At 63.3% G+C, this 18851-nt stretch carries 18 protein-coding genes; 4 read left to right on the top strand and 14 right to left on the bottom strand.

Going from position 1 to position 18851, the window contains the following annotated elements; all coding sequences use genetic code 11:
* Positions 1–35: 35 nt before the first annotated feature.
* The 8 genes from HRU92_RS13645 to HRU92_RS13610 form a co-directional block, all read right to left on the bottom strand.
* Positions 36–545: a flavin reductase family protein gene (locus HRU92_RS13645; RefSeq protein WP_173088340.1), complete on the bottom strand. Its 510-nt coding sequence runs from the start codon at positions 543–545 to the stop codon at positions 36–38.
* Positions 545–1156, bottom strand: a complete 612-nt coding sequence (locus tag HRU92_RS13640; RefSeq protein WP_173088338.1) for an alkylhydroperoxidase domain protein — start codon at positions 1154–1156, stop codon at positions 545–547. Before HRU92_RS13640 ends, HRU92_RS13645 begins: the two co-directional genes overlap by 1 nt.
* Before the next feature lie 7 nt (positions 1157–1163).
* A complete protein-coding gene (locus HRU92_RS13635) occupies positions 1164–1835 on the bottom strand; it encodes a CMD domain protein (protein WP_173088336.1) in 672 nt (223 codons plus the stop codon).
* Between the two features lie 20 nt (positions 1836–1855).
* Entirely contained in the window at positions 1856–2890 is a 1035-nt protein-coding gene (locus HRU92_RS13630; protein ID WP_173088334.1) for a putative FMN-dependent luciferase-like monooxygenase, read from the bottom strand.
* Positions 2887–4548 (bottom strand): ABC transporter ATP-binding protein, encoded by a 1662-nt coding sequence (locus tag HRU92_RS13625; RefSeq protein WP_173088332.1) that lies wholly within the window; start codon positions 4546–4548, stop codon positions 2887–2889. The genes HRU92_RS13630 and HRU92_RS13625 overlap by 4 nt, the downstream gene beginning before the upstream one ends.
* Positions 4545–5390: an ABC transporter permease gene (locus tag HRU92_RS13620; protein ID WP_173088330.1), complete on the bottom strand. Its 846-nt coding sequence runs from the start codon at positions 5388–5390 to the stop codon at positions 4545–4547. The genes HRU92_RS13625 and HRU92_RS13620 overlap by 4 nt, the downstream gene beginning before the upstream one ends.
* Complete coding sequence (locus tag HRU92_RS13615; protein ID WP_173088328.1) at positions 5387–6331, bottom strand: ABC transporter permease; 945 nt, start codon at positions 6329–6331, stop codon at positions 5387–5389. The genes HRU92_RS13620 and HRU92_RS13615 overlap by 4 nt, the downstream gene beginning before the upstream one ends.
* Before the next feature lie 64 nt (positions 6332–6395).
* Positions 6396–7991, bottom strand: a complete 1596-nt coding sequence (locus HRU92_RS13610; RefSeq protein WP_349236650.1) for a TIGR04028 family ABC transporter substrate-binding protein — start codon at positions 7989–7991, stop codon at positions 6396–6398.
* Positions 7992–8251: 260 nt separating this feature from the next.
* Here HRU92_RS13610 and HRU92_RS13605 point away from each other — a divergent pair, with 260 nt between their 5' ends.
* Entirely contained in the window at positions 8252–8803 is a 552-nt protein-coding gene (locus tag HRU92_RS13605; RefSeq protein ID WP_173088324.1) for a GXWXG domain-containing protein, read from the top strand.
* A 60-nt stretch (positions 8804–8863) separates the two neighbouring features.
* On the opposite strand, the gene HRU92_RS13600 is transcribed toward HRU92_RS13605, so the two are convergent.
* Positions 8864–11332 (bottom strand): GGDEF and EAL domain-containing protein, encoded by a 2469-nt coding sequence (locus HRU92_RS13600; protein WP_173088322.1) that lies wholly within the window; start codon positions 11330–11332, stop codon positions 8864–8866.
* Positions 11333–11658: 326 nt separating this feature from the next.
* Here HRU92_RS13600 and HRU92_RS13595 point away from each other — a divergent pair, with 326 nt between their 5' ends.
* On the top strand, positions 11659–12642 hold the full coding sequence (locus HRU92_RS13595; protein WP_172121588.1) for a linear amide C-N hydrolase: 984 nt from the start codon (positions 11659–11661) through the stop codon (positions 12640–12642).
* Between the two features lie 34 nt (positions 12643–12676).
* On the opposite strand, the gene HRU92_RS13590 is transcribed toward HRU92_RS13595, so the two are convergent.
* Positions 12677–13084 carry a VOC family protein gene (locus HRU92_RS13590; RefSeq protein WP_172121587.1) on the bottom strand — a complete coding sequence of 136 codons (408 nt, stop codon included), beginning with the start codon at positions 13082–13084 and terminating at the stop codon, positions 12677–12679.
* A 176-nt stretch (positions 13085–13260) separates the two neighbouring features.
* Here HRU92_RS13590 and HRU92_RS13585 point away from each other — a divergent pair, with 176 nt between their 5' ends.
* Positions 13261–13662 carry a host attachment protein gene (locus HRU92_RS13585; protein WP_172121586.1) on the top strand — a complete coding sequence of 134 codons (402 nt, stop codon included), beginning with the start codon at positions 13261–13263 and terminating at the stop codon, positions 13660–13662.
* A gap of 300 nt (positions 13663–13962) precedes the next feature.
* A complete protein-coding gene (locus HRU92_RS13580; RefSeq protein ID WP_210258475.1) occupies positions 13963–14667 on the top strand; it encodes a hypothetical protein in 705 nt (234 codons plus the stop codon).
* Between the two features lie 99 nt (positions 14668–14766).
* Here the strand turns inward: HRU92_RS13580 and HRU92_RS13575 are convergent, their stop codons facing one another.
* From HRU92_RS13575 to HRU92_RS13560, 4 genes are all read right to left on the bottom strand, one after another.
* Entirely contained in the window at positions 14767–15924 is a 1158-nt protein-coding gene (locus HRU92_RS13575; RefSeq protein ID WP_172121585.1) for an aminotransferase, read from the bottom strand.
* Positions 15925–16052: 128 nt separating this feature from the next.
* A complete protein-coding gene (locus HRU92_RS13570) occupies positions 16053–16835 on the bottom strand; it encodes a MetQ/NlpA family ABC transporter substrate-binding protein (RefSeq protein WP_172121584.1) in 783 nt (260 codons plus the stop codon).
* 20 nt (positions 16836–16855) lie between these two features.
* Positions 16856–17533 carry a methionine ABC transporter permease gene (locus HRU92_RS13565; RefSeq protein ID WP_172121583.1) on the bottom strand — a complete coding sequence of 226 codons (678 nt, stop codon included), beginning with the start codon at positions 17531–17533 and terminating at the stop codon, positions 16856–16858.
* Positions 17523–18560, bottom strand: coding sequence for a methionine ABC transporter ATP-binding protein (locus HRU92_RS13560; protein ID WP_172124705.1), 1038 nt, complete (start codon positions 18558–18560; stop codon positions 17523–17525). The genes HRU92_RS13565 and HRU92_RS13560 overlap by 11 nt, the downstream gene beginning before the upstream one ends.
* Positions 18561–18851 lie beyond the last annotated feature (291 nt).

Here is an 18851-nt window from a genome sequence, read left to right as displayed (position 1 = left end):
GCGACATGGACGACCCCAGGACGGGGTTGCCGCCCTTAGCTGCCGAGCTTGTGGAAGGAACGATCCCAGTGGATCAGTGCGGGTGCAGGAGCGGTGGTGCTGGCGAGAACGCGGCCAATGACCAGCACATGGCCATGGCGTTCGATGGCTTCCTCGAGAACGCAATGCACCGAGGCGATTGCGCCTTCAAGGGCAAAGCCTGCGCCGGGGTATCGACGCCAGGCTGCACCGGCAAAGCGGTCGCTGCCGTGAGCCTGGGTGCGGCCCGCAAAAACCTCGGCCAAATGCGCTTGATCATGGGCCAGCAGATTGACCGAGAAGCCCTTGTTGCTTTGCAGCAGTGGCCAGGTCTTGGAGCGGTTGTCGACCGAAACGAGAAGCCGGGGCGGATCCACGGAAAGCGAAATCACCGAGGTGGCCGTGAAGCCACCCCGTTCTTTGTCGGTGCCGGCGGTGACGATGCTGATGCCCGCCGCCAGTTGCCGCATGGCCAGCCGGAAATCCTCTTCAACCGTGCCGGCGCTGACTTCGAGACGATCCAACATCACGCAGCCTTCGCGGCTGGAACGGGTTCGCCCAGCGAGAGCATCAAACGGTTCGCCCAGTTGAAAAAGGCGGCGGTGGAAATCACGTCGGTGATCTCGAAGTCGTCGAGCCCCGCTGCGCGCAGCCGCGCAATCTCGCCATCGCCAAAGGCGGTGGGTGTATCGGTCAGGGCTACGGCGGCCGCCGTTACCGCGTTCCAGCGCTCGCCCAGATCGGTGCCGGTGCCGTCATCAAGCAGGCGCTGCACGTCGTCCCGGCGCTTGGAATGGGTAGAGGCGAAGCGGGAATGGACGGACGCGCAAAAGATGCAGCCATTATGGCGGGAGGTTGCCGTGGCGGACAATTCCCGTTCCGCCCGCGGCAAGCCGCCATTGGGATTATAAAAGATGTCCTTGTCGGCCCTGGTGCGGGCGCCCAGCACGTCAGGATCATGGGCGAGCAGCATGAAGTAGGAGGACTTGGCGCGCGAGGCATCGACAAGGCCCGCCCAATGGCGGTCGGTGAGGGCGGCCTCATCGAGCGGCTCGAGCCATGGGGCCCAGCCCAGCTCGTCCTGGGTGAAGGCGTTGACGGCGGCAAGCTGGGCAGTGGGTTCGGTGATCTGGCTCATGGCAGCCTCAAGGGTTGGAGCCGGCCGCAACGGCCGCGGTGAAACTGGTGATGGTGGTGTCATTGGCCGGCTCGATTGCCGCGGCACCGGCCAGCGCCGACAGCCCTTCGACGAGGCGCAGCTGGAAGGCGAGATAGGAAACCAGCTGGGACAAGGTCACGACCCCAGCCGTGCTCCAGCCAGAGGCGAGGAGGGCCTGCAGCGCTTCCTTGCTGGAATCGCGGGGGCGGAACACCAGAAGATGGGCATGGTCGAGTGCCGCGGCGAGCCGTTCGCCGAGCAGGCGGCGGACCTCAGGCGAGACGGCGAAATGGAGCCCCACCTTGTTTTCGCTGGACAGGGGCCCGGCCGGGTAGATGCCATAGGGCCCGGTGGTCGCGCCGCGCTCGACCTCGTTGTTGATCGCCGCGGCGATGGCGGGGCCGCCATCAAGCTGGGTGAGCTTATGGGCATAGTGGTCGGCCAGCACCGGCTGGCCTTGCAGGCCCGACACAAAGCTCGCGACGGCGAAGCGCTCAAGCAGCGATACCTGGCTGGCATCGGCCGGCTCGAAGAGGGCGAGATAGGCCTGCTGGACATTGTCCCGGGCCCCTTCGCGGTGCCGCCGCAGGGCGTCGAGATGGGAGCCCGGGATAATGGACAGCACCTGATCGATCAGGTCCGGCGCGGGGTTGCTCATGGTGTTTTCCTCAAAAATGGTCAGCGGGCAATGGCGATGCGGGGCGCTGCCTGGGGTTCGGCACGCCAGCCAAGGGCGGGCGCCACCACCTCGGCGGTGAGTTCAAGCGAGCGCAGGATCAGAGGATGAGGGGGATCAACCGAGTGCACCTGGAAGGAGATGTCGGTGGCGCGATCGAGCACCGGGTCCTGGGCCAGGCTATCGATCACCTCGGCAGTATTGCCGACATGGGTGTCAAAGGCGCGGATCAGTTCGGGAAGCGTTTGGCCGGGCTGGGCGTGGCCCGAGGCCACAAACCGCTCGGCAATGCGCCGCAGCCCGATATCGGCCCATTCAAGAGCCGTGGCCTGCTCATCGGCGACAAACAAGGTGCGTGAGGCCAGGATGCGCGGCTCAGCGCCAGGAGGCAGGGCTGCGAGATAGGCATCGATGATCGGCTGCTGCAGCTCGGCCAGGCTCGCATCGGGATTGTCCTTAGGCCGCGGCTGGGTGCGCGACAGCATGAGCCCATCGCCCGCGGCGCCAGCCCGCTGCCCGCCCTCCACCGAGAAGGTCGCCTGCCAGATGCGCCCGGCCAGCGAGCCGCCGCCGGGGTAAAGCTGGTTGCCGCCCTCCAGTGCCTCGCCGGCAAGCGCCTTGCGCAACAACGTAAGGTTGGCGCCATGCACCGGGCCGCGCTGGGCGCTGTCGAGGCCAAAGGGCGCAAAGGAGCTTGGGGTTCCGCCGCTGCCGACCCCAAGCTCGAGCCGTCCACCGCTGAGCAGGTCCAGCACCGCGGCGTCTTCGGCGACGCGGATCGGCGCTTCCAGCGGCAGCGTGATGATGCCGGTGCCCAGGCGGATGCGGCTGGTGTGCGCGGCGACATGAGTCAGGAACACGAAAGGCGAGGGCAGGCCCCCTTCATCATGGCTGAAATGATGCTGAGCGACCCAGGCCGAGTCAAAGCCGTGGCGTTCCGCCGTCTGGATCTGCTCAGTGGCGAGGCGATAGCGTTCGGAGGGCGGTGCATCGTCGAGAAGTCGGGAGAAAAAGCCCAGACGTTTGATTTTGCTCATTCTGCAGCTCGCTTGTAGAGGGGGGAAAAGGAACTGGACGGGGCCAGGCCGCGGCCCGGGATCGCGGCAAGGAGGTCGCGGGTGTAAGCGGCCTGGGGATGGGCGAAGACATCGAGGACGGCGCCGCTTTCCACGGCGCGGCCGGCCTGCATCACCGTCACCGAGTGGGCGATCTGGCGCACCACCGCGAGATCGTGGGTGACGAACAGATAGGTCAGGCCGAACTGCCCCTGCAGCTCTTCGAGGAGGCGTATTATCTGGGCCTGCACCGTGACATCGAGAGCGGAAACGGCTTCATCGAGCACGAGGACACGCGGCTGCAGGATCAGCGCGCGGGCAATGGCGACTCGCTGGCGCTGCCCCCCGGAGAGGGCCCGGGCAGTGCGGCCGATGGTGTCGGCGGGCAGGCCGACCCGTTCGAGCATGCCCTCAACGCGCTCGATGTGCTCGCCCTTGCTCACCCGCTCGAAGTTGCGCAGCGGCTCGCCGACAATTTCGCCGATGGTTTGGCGTGGATCGAGTGAGGCGAACGGGTTCTGGTACACGAGTTGCACGTCCCGGCGGAACTGGCGCAGCGCTTCGCCACTCAGGTCGGACAAGTTGGTGCCGTCAATGGTAATCCGTCCGGCGGTCGGGCGCTGCAGGCCGACGACACAGCGGGCCGTGGTGGTCTTGCCCGAGCCGGATTCGCCGACCAAGGCATGGGTGGTGCCAGCCGCGATGCTGAAGGAAACATCGTCGACCGCTAGGAAGGGTCGCCCGCCGATGTTGAATTGCTGCCGCAAACCCTCAACGGTCAGCACCGCCGGCGCAAGGCTGGGGGCCGAACGGGGTTGGGCCGGGCGCAGCGAAGGGGCGTCGCCGAGGAGTTGCCTTGCATAGGCGCTTTGCGGGCTGGCCAGCAGGGACCTCGCGGGGCCCTGCTCCTGCACGATGCCGCCCTGGAGGACGACGATGTGATCGGCGCGATCGGCCGCCACGCCGAGATCGTGGGTGACGAGGAGGACGCCGGTGCCGGTTTCCTGGCGCAGCTCGTCGAGCAGATCGAGGATGCGGCGCTGCACCGTGACGTCGAGCGCACTGGTCGGTTCATCGGCGATGATCAGCGCGGGGCGCAGTGCCACGGCAATCGCGATCAAAACGCGCTGCTTCATCCCGCCCGAGAGTTCGTGCGGATATTGGTGGACCCGCAACGCCGGCTCGCTGAGGCCGACCCGCGTCAGCAGCTCGATGACACGTTCCTGGCGTTCCCGCCGGTCGCGCATGCCGTGGACCTTGAGGATTTCGCCGACCTGCGCGCCGATGGTGCGCACCGGGTTGAGCGAGGTGCCGGGGTCCTGGGGCACCAGACTCATCACCTTGCCGCGAATGGCATCGAGCCGCCGGCCGGACCAATGGGTGATTTCGGTGCCGTTGAGGCGGATGGAGCCGGCATCGATCCGACCATTGTCGGGCAAGAGGCCAATCACAGCCTGGGCTGTCGTGGTCTTGCCCGAGCCCGATTCCCCGACCAGCGCCACCACCTCGCCGCTGTGCAGGGTCAGCGACAGGTTCTGGACCACGCGGCGCCAGCCATTGGCAAGCCGATAGGAGACATTGAGTCCTTCGACGCTGAGCACTGGCGTTTCGTGCTGTCCCGCAAAGCTGATCGTGGTCATGGCGTCCTCTGCAGCGACTGGCTGATGCGGTTGGCGGCAAGCACGACCAGGATGACCGCAAGGCCGGGAAAGGTGGTGAGCCACCAGGAGGTCGTGAGATATTTGCGGCCCTCGGAGATCAGCAGGCCCCATTCAGGGGTGGGCGGGGGCGCGCCATAGCCGAGAAAGCCCAGCGTCGAAATCGCGAGGATAGCGCTGCCGAACTGAAGCGCGGCATAGGCAATCACCGTACCCATGGCATTGGGCAGGACATGGCGCCACAGCACGCTCCAGAACCGGCCACCGCTGCCAAAGGCGGCTTCGACATAATCGGCGTGGCGCACCCGGATAACCTCTGAGCGCATCAGCCGGGCAAAACCCGCGATGGTGGTCGCACCCACTGCCGCCGCCACGTTCACCGTGCCAAAGCCCAGAATGATGATGATGGAGAGCTGGAGCAGCAGGCCGGGGACGGAGAGGAGGACATCCACCAGCCGCATGATCACGGCGTCGACCCGGCCACCGATCGATCCGGCGACCAGCCCCAGCGCGGTGCCGCCAACCAAGCCGACGAAAACGGCGACCAGGGCACCCGACAGTGAATTGACCGAGCCGTAGATGATCCGGGCCAGCACGTCGCGCCCGATCTCGTCCGTGCCGAACCAGTGGGAGGCATCGGGTGCCCGCAGCTGGTTGCCGGCAATGCCGATCGTGCCGCTATGGTGGGTGAAGAGTGCCGGAGCAACGGCCCAGGCGATGGCAATGGCGATGATCGCCCAAGCCAGGAGGAGGGTGGGCTGCAGTTGCAGCCGGTGCTGGCGCGGGGTTGCGGCGCCAAGAGTGAACAGGTCAAGCGTGGTCATGCCTTTGCTCCCACGGGACGGTTGAGCCTGGGGTCGACCAGCGGCGCGAGGAGGTCAACGAGGAGATTGATCAGCACAAAGCCGAGAGCCGCGAGCACAACGATGGCCTGCAGCACGGCGGTATCCTGGTTGCTGACTGCCTGCTCGGTCACCCGCCCCAGCCCATTGATGCCGAACACGGTTTCCGTGACTACGGCGCCCGCGAGCAGTTCCCCGAACAACACGCCGGCAATGGTCAGCACCGGCAGCAGGGCATTGCGCAGCACGTGGTGCCAGAGAACAAAGGGGCGGCTCGCGCCCTTGGCCCTCGCGACCGCGACAAAGGGCTGGGTTTCGATCTCATCAAGGCTGCGGATCAGGATCTGCGCCAAGGGGGCGGCGATGGGCACGGCCAGCGTCGCCACCGGCAAGATCAAGGCCTGGAATTCAGAGGGATTGATGATCGGCACCAGCCGCAAGCGGAACGAGAACAGCTGGATCAGCATGATGCCGAGCCAAAATACCGGCACCGAGATCATCAGCGAGGGCACCATCTGCAGTGCGTTGCGCAGCCAGTTGAACGGCGCCAGCGTCGCAGCAAAGGCTACAAGGCCAGCAAGCAGCACGGCAAAGACGAGAGCAAGGCTGGCCAATTTCAGCGTCGGCCAGGCATTGGCGGCAAGGACCGTGTTGACCGGCACGCCGGCCTGTACGGAATAGCCGAAACTGCCCTGGAGGAAGTTGACCAGGGTGTTGCCATATTGGGCCCAGATGGGGGCGTCGGCACCGTAGCGCAAACGGATTTGAGCGATCTGCTCGGGCGACAGACCCATTTCGGGGTTCTGGTACTTGATCAGGATCGCATCGCCCGGCAGCGCCTGCAGCAGCAGGAACGAGGCGGTGAAGGCAAGCAGGAGAACCAGGACGGCCTGGCCGAAGCGCGTTGCAATCATGGTGGTCATGGGGACCTCCGGGCTGATGAAAAACGCCGCCCCGGCCAGGGAACAACCGGGGCAGCGAGGGGGATCAACGAGGCGCCAGCCAGACGTTGTAAAAGCTGGGGCGGGCGACTGCGTCAAAGCCGATGCCCCGGACATAGGGCGCTCCGGCAAAGACCTGCGGCTCTTCAAAGATCGGGATCACATAGGCCTGGTCGAGCAGATAGGCCTGGACATCGGCAGTCAGGTCCAGCCGCCTTTTCGTGTCCGGCTCGGCGGCAATGGCGAGCAGCAACTCGTTGAGCGCGGGATCCTCCCAAGTGGCATTGGGGTTGGTGCCGCCCTTTTGCAGCAGGGAGTCCCGGTTGGTGGGGTAAAAGTTCGACTTGATCACGTCCGGATCGGCACGACCCACCATAGCGGGACGGAGCGGGGTCTTAAGGGGATCAAGATTGTCCTGGGTGGCGCTGCCGGAGTCGCCCGCCAGAACATTGAGTTTGGCACCCACGCCGGCCCATTGCTGGCTGAGGAGCTGGAGGGTGGCGCGGTTCTGCGGCTGGGGCAGCGACTCATAGGCGCTGAGTTCGAGCTTGACCCCGTCCTTTTCGCGAATGCCATCGGCACCCACAACCCAGCCGGCCTCATCGAGCAGGGCCTTGGCCTTTTCCGGGTCAAAGGCGAGCTTGTCGGAGAGGTCCACATAGCCCGCGGCAGTCGAGGCGATCACCGAGGTGGCCTGCGGGTAATGGGAGGAAAACAGGGTGGAAACGATCTCGCCGGCATTGGTGGCGGCGGTCAGCGCCTGACGCACCTTGATGTCCGCCACGATCGGGTTCTCGGGGCGGAAAGTGACGTTGTTGTTGACGCCGCGCGTTGGGGCGGAGTGGATCAGATAACCCTGAGCTTCCACCTGGGCTTCATCATAGGCCTGGATCTGGCGAATGAAATCGGCCTGCCCGGACAGTAGCGCGCCGATACGCACGCTGTCCTCGGGCGTGACGATGAGCTGAATTGCATCGAGATAGGCGCGGCCGGTGTGCCCGATATCGGGTGGGCCCCAGGCATAATCCTCGCGCACCTTGAGGGTGAGGCTTTGGCCCAGCACTTCGCTTTCCACCACGAAGGGGCCCGAGCCGATGATCTTGGTGGCGTCGCCCAGTTCGTCATAGGGTTGCTCGAGAACGGAAGGGGCGACGATGCCCGAGCCGATCACCGAGGTCGCCTGCAGGAAGCCTGGCGCAGAGGCCCTGAAGGTGAACTTGACGGTCAGCGGGTCGATGACCTCGCTGCTTCGATAATTGTTGATGGCTTCGGCCACCGGATAGCCTAGGTCCTTGTTGCCCAAGCCGAAGGTGTCAAAGTTCTTGGCAACTGCGGCAGCATCCAATGGCGTGCCGTCCGAGAAGGTGACGCCCGGGCGCAGCTTGAATGTATATTCGGTGGCGTCCGCGTTGATCTGCCAACTCTCGGCCAGCCAGGGTTCGATCTCGAGCGTTGCCGGGTTCTGCCAAGTCAGCTTGTCGGTGATCTGGTTGAGGATGCCGCTATTGGGATAAAAACCGCCGGCGGGCGGGTAGAGATTGGTGTGCGCCTGTTGTTCCAGATAGACCAGCGTTCCGCCCTGCACGGGCGCGTCTTGCGCGAGGGCAGCACCGGTCGAAACGCTGCCCAGCAACAGGGCCACAAGTCCCCACCCAAGGGGACGCTGCAACAGTGCTAAAGGTTGAAGAGACACGTTGGCTTCCTTCTCAACACGGGCTCCACAAGGATCCCCCATGTCTCTAGCCTGCGCCGATCGGGGCTTTGTCTCAACAATCCCTAGGAACTCAGTCGTCTATTTTGCGCTGGTGTTGAGCAACGGTTTTTCGTGCGGCCCGCGCCCCCTTAGAATTGCCGCGACGAGCAGGAAGTGGCGGCCCTGCTTAGAATTGGGATGGTAACGCTATGCTGGACAGGGAACTTTGGATCGCGAGCGCGCAGCAAGAGGGAAGCTCGCTGGAGGCTGCGCTCGACCAGTTTGACCGCCTGCCTTCGCCAAACCTGGTGGAGATCATCGGCAGGTGGAGGGGCGCTTCAATACCAACGGGCCATGTTCTCGATGGCATGCTGGAAGCCTTTCAGTGGTACGGCAAGGCGTTTCTGGACGAAGAACGGGTGTTTCCGCTGCTGTTTGGAACCAGCTCGCCTGTCGCGCTGAATCCGCGCTTTTTGCCGCTTAACAATGCTACAGCCCGCCTGCAACGGCTGGGCCCCGTCCGGTTGCTGTTCCGGCTGGGCTATCGCGCCATGGCGACGGATAAACCCACTGCGCGCTTGCGGACGCTTACCTGCCGGGGTGTGCCTACCATGTCGATGATCTATGACCGGCAGCCCATTATTGACTCCTTCCGGAGGGTCACCCCTGACCTCCTGCTCGGCATGATGGATTGCCGGGGCTTTGAGCCGCTGTTTTTTGCGTTGCACCGGGACAAGGGCGGCAGGGTCGGGGCCCGGTAAAACCGGGGTTACCCCGTTACCTCCTCGATAGGCCACACCCCATGTGCAACTCGCGCGGGGTCAGGCGGAACTTGCACTCGAGCGGTCGTAGGTTGCTTCGAGTTCCATGGAGCTTACTAAGTGCCTGACGTAATAGGGCACGCGCTCCGCGGCCATCGGCCTTGCCAACAAATATCCCTGAGCAACATCACAGCTGTTGGTGCGCAGGATGTCCCAGTGCTCAGTCGTTTCCACGCCTTCGGCAACGACCTTGATGCCAAGCGCATGGGCCAAGCCGATGACTGCCTTGACGATGGCCGTTGCGTTGGGATCCACGCCGAGATTTTTGACAAAGGACTGGTCGATCTTGAGCCAGCTCACCGGGAACTTGTTCAGATGGGTCAGGGACGCGTATCCGGTGCCGAAATCGTCCAGAGAAATGCTCACGCCGCCTTCCTGCAGACGCTGCAGGGAACGAGCGACTGTCCCTGAGTCGTCTTCGAGGAACACCGTTTCGGTCACTTCGATCTCAAAGCAACTCGCCGGAAGTCCAGCTGTCTGGAGCGATTTCAGAATGGTGGTCGCCAGGTCCATCCGGAAGAATTGCTGGGCCGAAACATTGATGGCGACGCTGCCAAAATCGATGCCTTGATCCCGCCAGAGCTTCATATCGGCAACGACCCGTTGGAGCATGCGCTTGCCCAAGGCGACCGAAAGCAGCGGATCGTCGAAGGCTTCCTTGATCAGGCCCGGTGGCTGGACGCCGTGGCGGGGCGAACTCCAGCGCAGCAGGGCTTCAAACCCGCACAACTCGCCGGTACTCAGCGACACCTTGGGTTGATAAAAAGGGAAGACGGCGTCGCGCTCAAGCGCGTCTCGGGCGCATGACAGCGCCGACACACGCTGTTGGAGCCGGTGCCTGGCGGCTGGGTTGAAAAAAGCCAGACGGTTGCCGCCGGAATTTTTCGCGTCATACAAGGCCATGTCGGCGTTCTTCATCAGCTCGGCCGGCTGCGGGTCGCTCTGGGGATACATGGCAATGCCGAAGCTGGCTTTGCATGATAGCTCGGCGCCCAGGTAGGAAACGGGCTCTGCCAGCACGTCCCGCATCCTCAAGGTCAACTCAGCCAGGGTAGTTTCGCTGACATCGGCGGTTTGCAGAACGGCAAATTCGTCCCCACCGATACGAGCCACGCATCCTGGGACAACGGCTTCAAGCCGTTTAGCCACGGTCGTGAGCAGAGCGTCGCCCGCGGCATGCCCAAGGGTGTCGTTGATGTCCTTGAAGTCGTCCAGATCTAGATAAACCACAGCCACGCTTCCGCCGTTGCGGACAGCAGCATCGAGGTCGCTGTCGAGGCGCTGCAGGAAATGCGCCCGGTTCGACAATCCAGTGAGGGCGTCGTGGTGGGCGAGATGGGCGATCCTGTCTCTCGCCGTCCTCACCTCGGTGATGTCCCGGAAGAAGATCGACAGTCCGTCCCCATAGGGGCTGACATAAACCTCGAACCAGACATCGAGCCCTGGAACGAAGGTCTCGAATTCCGCCGGCTGTCTGATCTCGGCTACGGCTTGCAGGCGCTCGCGAAACTCGCTGTCGGGATCAAGCGTCAGCGCCTTCCACAGGGTTTGGCCGAGCCGCAAGTTTTCCGGTTTACCCGTGGCATTGAGCGCCCGCTGGTTGCGATAGGTCACGCGCCAGTTCTCGTCGACAACGACCACACAGTTGCCGGTACTTTCAAGCAATGCTGCGAGACGCGCTTCGCTCTCCTTGAGTGCGCTGGCCGCCGCCTTGTAGGCCTGGACATCTTCGGCGGTACCATACCAACGCACCACGCGACCTTCCGAGTCGCGCCGAGCGGCAGCCCGGACGCGGATCCAGGTGTGGTTGCCATCGCGGCGGCGGACGCGATACTCGATGTCGAGCGGTTGCCCTGAGGTTACTGCGGACTGCCAGGATGCCACCGCTGCGTCCACGTCGTCCGGGTGAAGTGCCCTGGACCAGCCTTTCCCCAGCGTTTCTTCGCGGGTCATGCCAATGAGTCTGGGCCAGCGGGGGCCGATTTCCAGCAGGTTGCCGTCAACGTCGGCGGTCCAGGGGATTTGCGGGCTCAGTTCAATCGCATGGCGGTAATGGTCCTCGCTTTCGCGCAGGGCAGCCTCGGCGAGCACCCGGGCAGTGACGTCCTGGCAGATCCCCTTGACCTCGATGACCTCTCCGTTGGTGCCCAGGACAGGTTGGGTCCTGGACCACAAGTGCAGGAACTGACCGTCACCCAGAACAACCCGTGCCTGGGTGCTGTGCGGCTGCCGTTTGTCGATTGTTGCCCGCAGGTTCTCCCGGACGGCCTCCCGGTCATCGGGATGGATGCACTCCAAACTGCTTTGCAGCGTGACCTGGAACGTGGCGGGGTCACGTCCCAGCAGGTGAAAAACCTCCTCCGAGCAGGAGAACTTGCCGGTGTGAGGCTCCCAGGACCAAAAGCCCAGCTTGGCCATCCTTTGTGCTTCGGCAATTTCGGACAGCTCAGCGTTCAACTCAGTCGACATGGTCATCGCCTATAGGGGAGGTGCCGTTTCCAATCGGAGACTGCTGTCCCAGTAGGCTCCATGTACGAACAAAACGTACATTTTATCGGTAATTTTGTTGATTGCCCGTGTCACCTTGTTGCTGTTTCACGTGAACAATTCAGGACCAACACTGCTGATACAGGTGCTGATGTCCGCAAAAGGGAACCATGCGGGGAAGCCGCCGGACGGCTTGGCCCTATCAAGGAAGCAAGTATCCGGCAATCGAGTAGATTTGCTTGCCGGCGATTATGAGTGGTCAAACGGCACGGGTGTAATGAACCGGCTCCATCTGTGTGGAGGCCAGCATGTGCACGCGGTTTGTTTATCTGGGGGGAGACGATCAGGTCGTGACCGGACGCTCCATGGACTGGAAAACCGATATCGCCACCGATCTTTGGGCGTTCCCGCAGGCAATGCAGCGCTCGGGCCAGGCAGGGCCCAATTCGATCCAGTGGACCTCCCGCTATGGCAGCGTTGTCGCTTCGGCCCATGACAACTCGACTACGGACGGGATGAACGAGGCGGGCCTCGTTGCCAATCTGCTGTGGCTGGCCGAATCCACCTATCCCGATTATGACGGCACGCGGCCAGGCCTGACTATCGCCGCCTGGACGCAGTATGTGCTCGACAATTTTGCGTCGGTGCAGGTAGCGGTCGAGGCGCTGGCGCAAGAGCCCTTTGTCATCGTCACGGACAAAGTGCCGGGCGACGACAGGATGGCCACCCTGCACCTGGCCTTGTCGGATGCCAGTGGAGACAGCGCGATCATCGAATATGTCGGTGGCAAGCAGGTCATCCACCACAGCCGCGATTATCAGGTGATGACCAATTCACCGATCTTCGAAAAGCAGCTGGCGATGGAGGAATATTGGGAGCAGATCGGCGGCACCGTGTTTCTGCCCGGCACGAACCGGGCGTCGGACCGCTTCGCGCGCGCTTCCTTTTACGTGCAGGCCATTCCCAAGACCGACGATCCGGTGCAAACCATCGCGGCTGCCTTCAGCGTGATCCGCAATGTGTCGGTGCCCTTTGGCATCAGCACGCCCGATCAGCCCAATATTTCCTCGACGCGCTGGCGCACGGTTTCGGACCACAAGCGCAAGCGCTACTTCTTTGAATCGGCAATGACGCCCAATATCTTCTGGGTCGATATAGCCAAGCTCGATCTTTCAGCCAGTGGCAAGGTGATGAAGCTTGATCTGGGCCCCAACGAGATGAACATCTATTCGGACAGGGCCAACAATCAATTCCAGCCCGCCGAACCGTTTCAGTTCGCTGGCCTTCCCTAGCCCCTTGCGAGGGGGCTGGGTACAGGGCGCCTGATCAGTCTGCGGCCGGCGAGTCGATGACCCAGGTGACACCAAAGCGATCCATCGTCATGCCAAAGCCCGGTGACCATGGCTGCGGCTCGAAGGGCATGAGCGACGTTCCTCCCTCGGACAGCGCCCCAAAGATGCGGCGGGCTTGCTCGACGGAATCGGCGGCAATGGTGACGCTGTAGCCGCTGCGGTCTGAAAAATCCTGCAGGTCCTGGCCCATCAGAGCCTGATCGCCGATATCGATCCATGCATGCACGATCCGGTCAAGACGGTCCTCGGAGATGCCCGGCGCAAGTTCGGGCATGTCGCGGTGACTGATCATGGCGCGGATCTCGCCACCAAGAATGCTCGCATAGGCGGTGAAGGCTTCTCGGCAATTCCCGTCGAAATCAATGTTGGCAACGACTTTCATGGCATGTTCCTCCTTTCGGTGACGACCTTAGCAAGGCCATCTGAACACGGATGTGACTGTGCTGTCCGCGATGGTCTGCTCATGCAATCCACGACGAACGAGGCCGGCCAGTTGCTACGGGCAAGGAACGGGATGCAGTTTCACTTGTTAGTGTGGGACCCCCCAAGGAGAATAATATGCAGTTGCCCCATGGCACGATTGTTGCCGTTGCTGACGGCGAGAAACTAAACCTGTTCCGGAACACAGGAGATGAAGGCCGCCTGCAGCTGGCCGCCGAGCCAAAGGCGCCCGTGGATGCAAGCGGCTCCGGCTCGGGTGGACATCAAAGCAGCTCGTCCAACCCAGACAACGGTCAGCAGGCAGAAGACGGATTTTCCGCCGGCGTTGTCGACGTGCTCAACGGCATGGCGCTGAGTGGCGCCGCCAAAAACATGGTTATTGTTGCGGCTCCCCGTTCCTTGGGCGAGTTCCGCAAGCGATACCACAAGTCCCTGTCAGCCATCCTGCTCGGCGAGCTCGACAAGGACCTGACCGGACACAGTCTGGCAGAAGTAGAAGCGGCTGTGGGCGCTCACTAGACCCCGGGACGCCTGGTTCAGCTTCGGCATTAATGGTTGGCAGGCGAGCCGAAGTTAGACGGAGTGGCTGGAGCGGAGTTCTTTGAGGCTCCTGAAGGGGTGCGTGCCGAGGTGCGCGCCCCATGTGCTCGCCGTCAGCGCCGGGCTCGTTGCCCGATTGGTTCAGGGTGAAAATGCTACGGCCGGGCGGACGCTGCAGACGAGTTTTTCCATTGAATCCATGGAGCAGGCCCACAGGCTCCTCCGGAGCTAGCGGCCCACGTCGAGGACCTCAACTCTGCCGATTGGTCATGGAGTCTCATGCCCCTTCAGAACCGCGTTACGCCCTATGGGGAAATCGTCGTTGATCCATCAAGGGGTGCTTTGATGGGAAACCGTGGAATACTGCACAAGGACGGCAGGGAACTCGGGACTGCACGATGGCGTCACCCCAATTGGGTCACCTGTGTGCTTTGCTTTGGCACTCGGCGCCGTCAGCTGATGGCCCCCGACAGCTATACCGAGCTCTTTTTCCTGGATGAGGCGACCGCCTTGTCGGCCGGGCATCGACCTTGTGCGCAATGCCGCAACAAAGACTATAAGCGCTTCCTTGCAGCTTGGGCGAAGGGGCATGGCCTTGACCAGCCGCCTACCGCAAAGGAACTGGACGCCAAACTCCATGCCGAACGGGTTTCGCCCAAGCGGCAAAAGCTTACACGCAGGGCGCCGGCTGCGTCACTGCCGCAAGGAACAATGATAACCCTCGAGGGGCAGCCGTTCCTGATCTGGGGTGCCGGAATGAAATCCTGGTCTTTTCTGGGCTACGGCGACACCCACAGCCTGCCTCGCGACAGCGTCGAGGTCTTGACGCCATGGGGAACGGTGCTTGCCTTGGCCGCCGGGTTTGTTCCCATGGTTGATGAGAGCGCTGGTCACAGAGGGGACGAGCTTGGCAGCAGTCCTCCCCGAGACTGGGGAGACGACGAGTTTGAGGGCAATCAAGGTCACCCTCCTGGCCGGCTTTGACGAGCCGATCTCATTCTGCCGGGATTTCGGCCTGGACTGGAACGGCCCCAAACGCGCAGGCGGACTGGCTTGCTTGGACCAGCCAGCCCGGGATGTCGATCAGTTCTTGTTTGCGCGCCAATCACGCAGGCGATCGACGCCGGCGAGGATGGTTTGCGGCGTCTTGGCAAAGCACAGGCGCAAGAGGCCGCTGGAGCGGCCGTCGCTGTGGAAGGCCGATAAGGGGATGGCGGCGACGCCGGCTTCCCGCACCAGCCGTTGCGCGAATGCGACATCGTCCCCGGCGGGATCATAGGCCGAAATATCGATGTTGAGGAAATAAGTGCCCTGGGCATCCAGCACGGTGAACCCGGCTTGCCGGAGCGATCCGGCCATCAGGTCGCGCCGCTGCTGCAGCTTGCTACGCAATCCGTCGAAATAGTCAGCGTCCAGCCGCAGGCCGTAAGCAACCGCCGTCTGCAAAGCAGGCGGGGTGGTGAAGGTCAGGTATTGATGGGCGTTGGCAATGGGGCCGAGCAGGCGAGCATCGGCGGTGACATAGCCGACCTTCCAGCCGGTGACGGAAAACGACTTGCCGGCCGAGCCGATGCGCACGCAACGCGCACGGGCCTCCGGCAGGCTCATCAGCGGAGTATGCCGGCGGCCGTCGAAGGTCAGGTGTTCGTAGACCTCGTCACAGATCGCAACCAGATCGTGCCGGTTGATCAGCTCGCTGATGAATTGGAGGTCATCGAGCCCCATGAGGTGGCCGGTCGGGTTCATCGGCGTGTTGAGTACAATGGCGCGGGTTTTGGCGGTTACGGCGGCTTCAAGCGCCTCGCGCGGCAAGGTCCAGTGCGGCGCTTCGAGGGTGACCGGCACCACATTGGCGCCGGCGCGCTGCACCAGCGGGCGGTAGGAGTCGTAGGCGGGCTCCAGCAGGATGACTTCGTCGCCGGGGTTAAGCAGCGCCAGAAAGGCGGCGGCCAGGGCCTCGGTAGCGCCAGAAGTGACGATCACCTCGGCCTGCCAATCGACCTCGAGCCCGAAGTGCCGCTGAGCGTTCTCGGCCACGGCCTGGCGCAGCGCCGGGAGCCCGCGCATGGGCGGGTATTGGTGCGGGCCGGCCAGCATGGCCTGGGCGGCGACCTCGACCACTTCACGCGGCTCCAGGTCTTCGGGAAAGCCTTGCCCGAGATTGATCGCGTCATGCTCGGCCGCGAGGCGCGACATAGTCTCGAAGATGGAGACGCCGAGTTGGGAGAAAACTTCGTTCATGAACGGGATCCGGATGCCGGGTGCGGCGGCTTTTGAGGGACGCTACGCACCCCTGCCATGGACTCCGGCTTGGCCGCAAGGGGAAGAGGCCGTCGCCGAGCAAGCCCGGCGACACCCCTTTGTTCGGCTTACCAGCTCGCCAGGACGGCGCCGTTGAAGGTGGTGTCGACGAACTCTTTGATCTCATCGGAGTGGTAGGCTTCAACCAGCGCCTTGACCCATTCGGCGTCCTTGTCCTCGCTGCGCACAGCAATGATGTTGACGTAAGGGCCCTTGGGGCTTTCGCGCAGGATGGCGCCGTTCACTGGATCAAGCCCAGCCTGCTCGGCATAGTTGGTGTTGATGCCAGCCGCGTCGACATCGGGCAGGGTCCGGGGCAGTTGGGCGGCGTCGATCTCGAGGATCTGCAGGTTCTTGGGATTGTCGACGATATCAGCGACACTTGCTGCGGTACCGACGCCGTCCTTGAGCTTGATTACCCCGTTTTCCTGGAGCAGCAGCAGCACGCGGCCGCCATTGGTGGGATCGTTGGGAATGGCGATCGAGCCGCCTTCGGGCAGGTCCTCAATGGACTTCAGCTTTTCGGAATAGATGCCGATGGGGAAATTCACGGTGGTAGCGACTGAGACGATGTCGTAGCCACGGTCCTTGATTTGGTTGTCGAGATAGGGCTGGTGCTGGAACGAATTGGCATCGAGTTCACCCGAAGCGAGCGCTTCGTTGGGCACAACGTAGTCGGAGAACTCGGTGATCTCGAGTTCGATGCCTTTGGGGGCCAGCACTTCCTGAACCGCTTCGAGGATCTGGGCGTGTGGGCCGGGCGTGACGCCGATCTTGTAGGTTTCGGCAAAGGCCGGCGCTGCCGAGAGCGTCAGGGCAAGCGCGAGGGCAGGCAGGAAGGTCTTGGTCATAGAGGCATCCTTGTTGAAAGTCAGAAGCGGGCGCGCTTGTCGAGCCGGCGCGCGAGGAAGTCGCCAAGGCTTTGCACGCCCTGGACGAGAACAATCAGCACCAGCACCACGACGAGCATGACGTCGGGCATGAAGCGCTGGTAGCCAAAGCGAATGCCGAGATCCCCGAGGCCGCCACCCCCCACAGCCCCGACCATGGCCGAGTAGCCGATCAGGCTGACGACGGTGAGCGTCAGGGCGGAGACGATGGCGGGCAGTGCCTCCGGCAGCAGCACTTTTTGCACGATCTGAAGCGGGGTCGCGCCCATGGCGCGGGCGGCCTCGATCAAGCCTTGGTCTACGCCGCGAATGGCCGCTTCGATGACGCGGGCAATAAAGGGCGCGGCAGCAATGGTCAGCGGCACGATGGCGGCGCTGGTGCCGATGGAAGTGCCGGCAATCAGCCGCGTGAGGGGGACGATGGCGACCACGAGGATGATGAAGGGGGTGGAACGGGCCGCATTGACCACGAGCCCGATCGCGTTGTTGATCGCCGGGGCGGCAAAGAGTTCGCCACGCCGACTGGTGGCGAGGAACACGCCGAGCGGCAGGCCGATCAGGGTGCCGATCAGCCCAGCCACCCCAACCATGTAAAGGGTCTGGCCAATCGAGGAGAACAGCAGCTTGAGGATCTGGGGGGAGAAAACTTCAGGCCACATAGCCAAGCACCTCCACATCCAGACCCAGCTTTTGCGCCGCTTCGCTGAGGGCCGCGACCTGGGTGGGCACGGCGGGGACTCCCACGATCAAGGTGCCAAAGGGTTGCCCGGCGATGTGATCGACCTTGGCCTGGATAATCCCCAGATCCAGATCGAGTTGCCGGGTCAATACGGACAGAAAGGGCTGGGCCGCGTCGCCACCGGTAAAGGTCAGGCGCACCAGCGCCTGCGACGCGCCTGCGGGATCTGAGGCAAGCTTGCTGGCGAGATGGGCCGGCAGTTCGGTGCCCGTGAGGCTGGCGACAAAGTTGCGCGTTGTTGGGTGCCTTGGCCGGGTAAAGAGGTCAAAGGTCGACCTTTCCTCCACAATCCGGCCGCCATCGATCACCGCCACCCGATCGGCCACCGACTTGATGACGGACATTTCATGGGTGATCAGCAGCACGGTCAGGGACAGTTCGGCATTGACGCGGCGCAGCAGCGCCAGGATTTGTTCGGTGGTTTCCGGGTCAAGCGCCGAGGTCGCTTCGTCCGACAGCAGCACCTTGGGATTGGTCGCGAGGGCACGGGCAATGCCGACGCGCTGCTTTTGGCCGCCGGACAGTTCGGCGGGATAGCGCCGCGCCTTGTCGGCCAGCCCTACAAGCTCGAGTAACGGGGTGATCCGCGCCTTGATCTGGGCTGAGGGCACGCCGGCAATCTCGAGCGGCAGCGCGATGTTGTCATAGGCGGTGCGGCGCGCCAGCAGATTGAAATGCTGGAAGATCATGCCGATGGAGCGGCGCTGCTCGCGCAGGGCGTGTTCGGGCAGGGCGGAAATTTCAACGCCGTCCACGACGACCTGTCCGCGGCTTGGGCGTTCGAGCCCGTTGACCAGCCGGATCAAGGTGGATTTGCCGGCCCCGGAGCGCCCGATCACCCCAAGGATCGAGCCTTTGGGCACTTCAAGCGTGATGGCTTCCAGAGCACTGACGGCACCGCCGCCGGAGCGCGCCGGATAGGTCTTTTCGACGTCCCGCAGCGCAATAAGGGGTGCGGCGTTTTCCGCAGCGGATGGGGCGGGTTGTAGGTGTAGATGAAGGTTCACTGGGTATCCTGGAATCAGGGCGTAGATTGGCGACTCGGCACCTCAGAGTCGAGCCAAGGCTTGCTTTGCATCGAGCCGGCAGGAAAACTTCGTTGGCACCACGCCCTAATTCTTAGTTCGGCATTCCTGCGGCTGTGTCCAGCTCTGGTGCATATAGCGCTGGGCAGGCTTGTGCCAACCAGAGTTTGCCCCCGTGCTTGCATAACCACGGTGCCGCAGGCGATCACGCCG

This window comes from Devosia sp. 1635 (assembly GCF_013185955.1).
Classification (GTDB): domain Bacteria; phylum Pseudomonadota; class Alphaproteobacteria; order Rhizobiales; family Devosiaceae; genus Devosia.
Note: the sequence above shows the minus strand (reverse complement) of the source record. Positions and strands in the feature narration are given on the sequence as shown.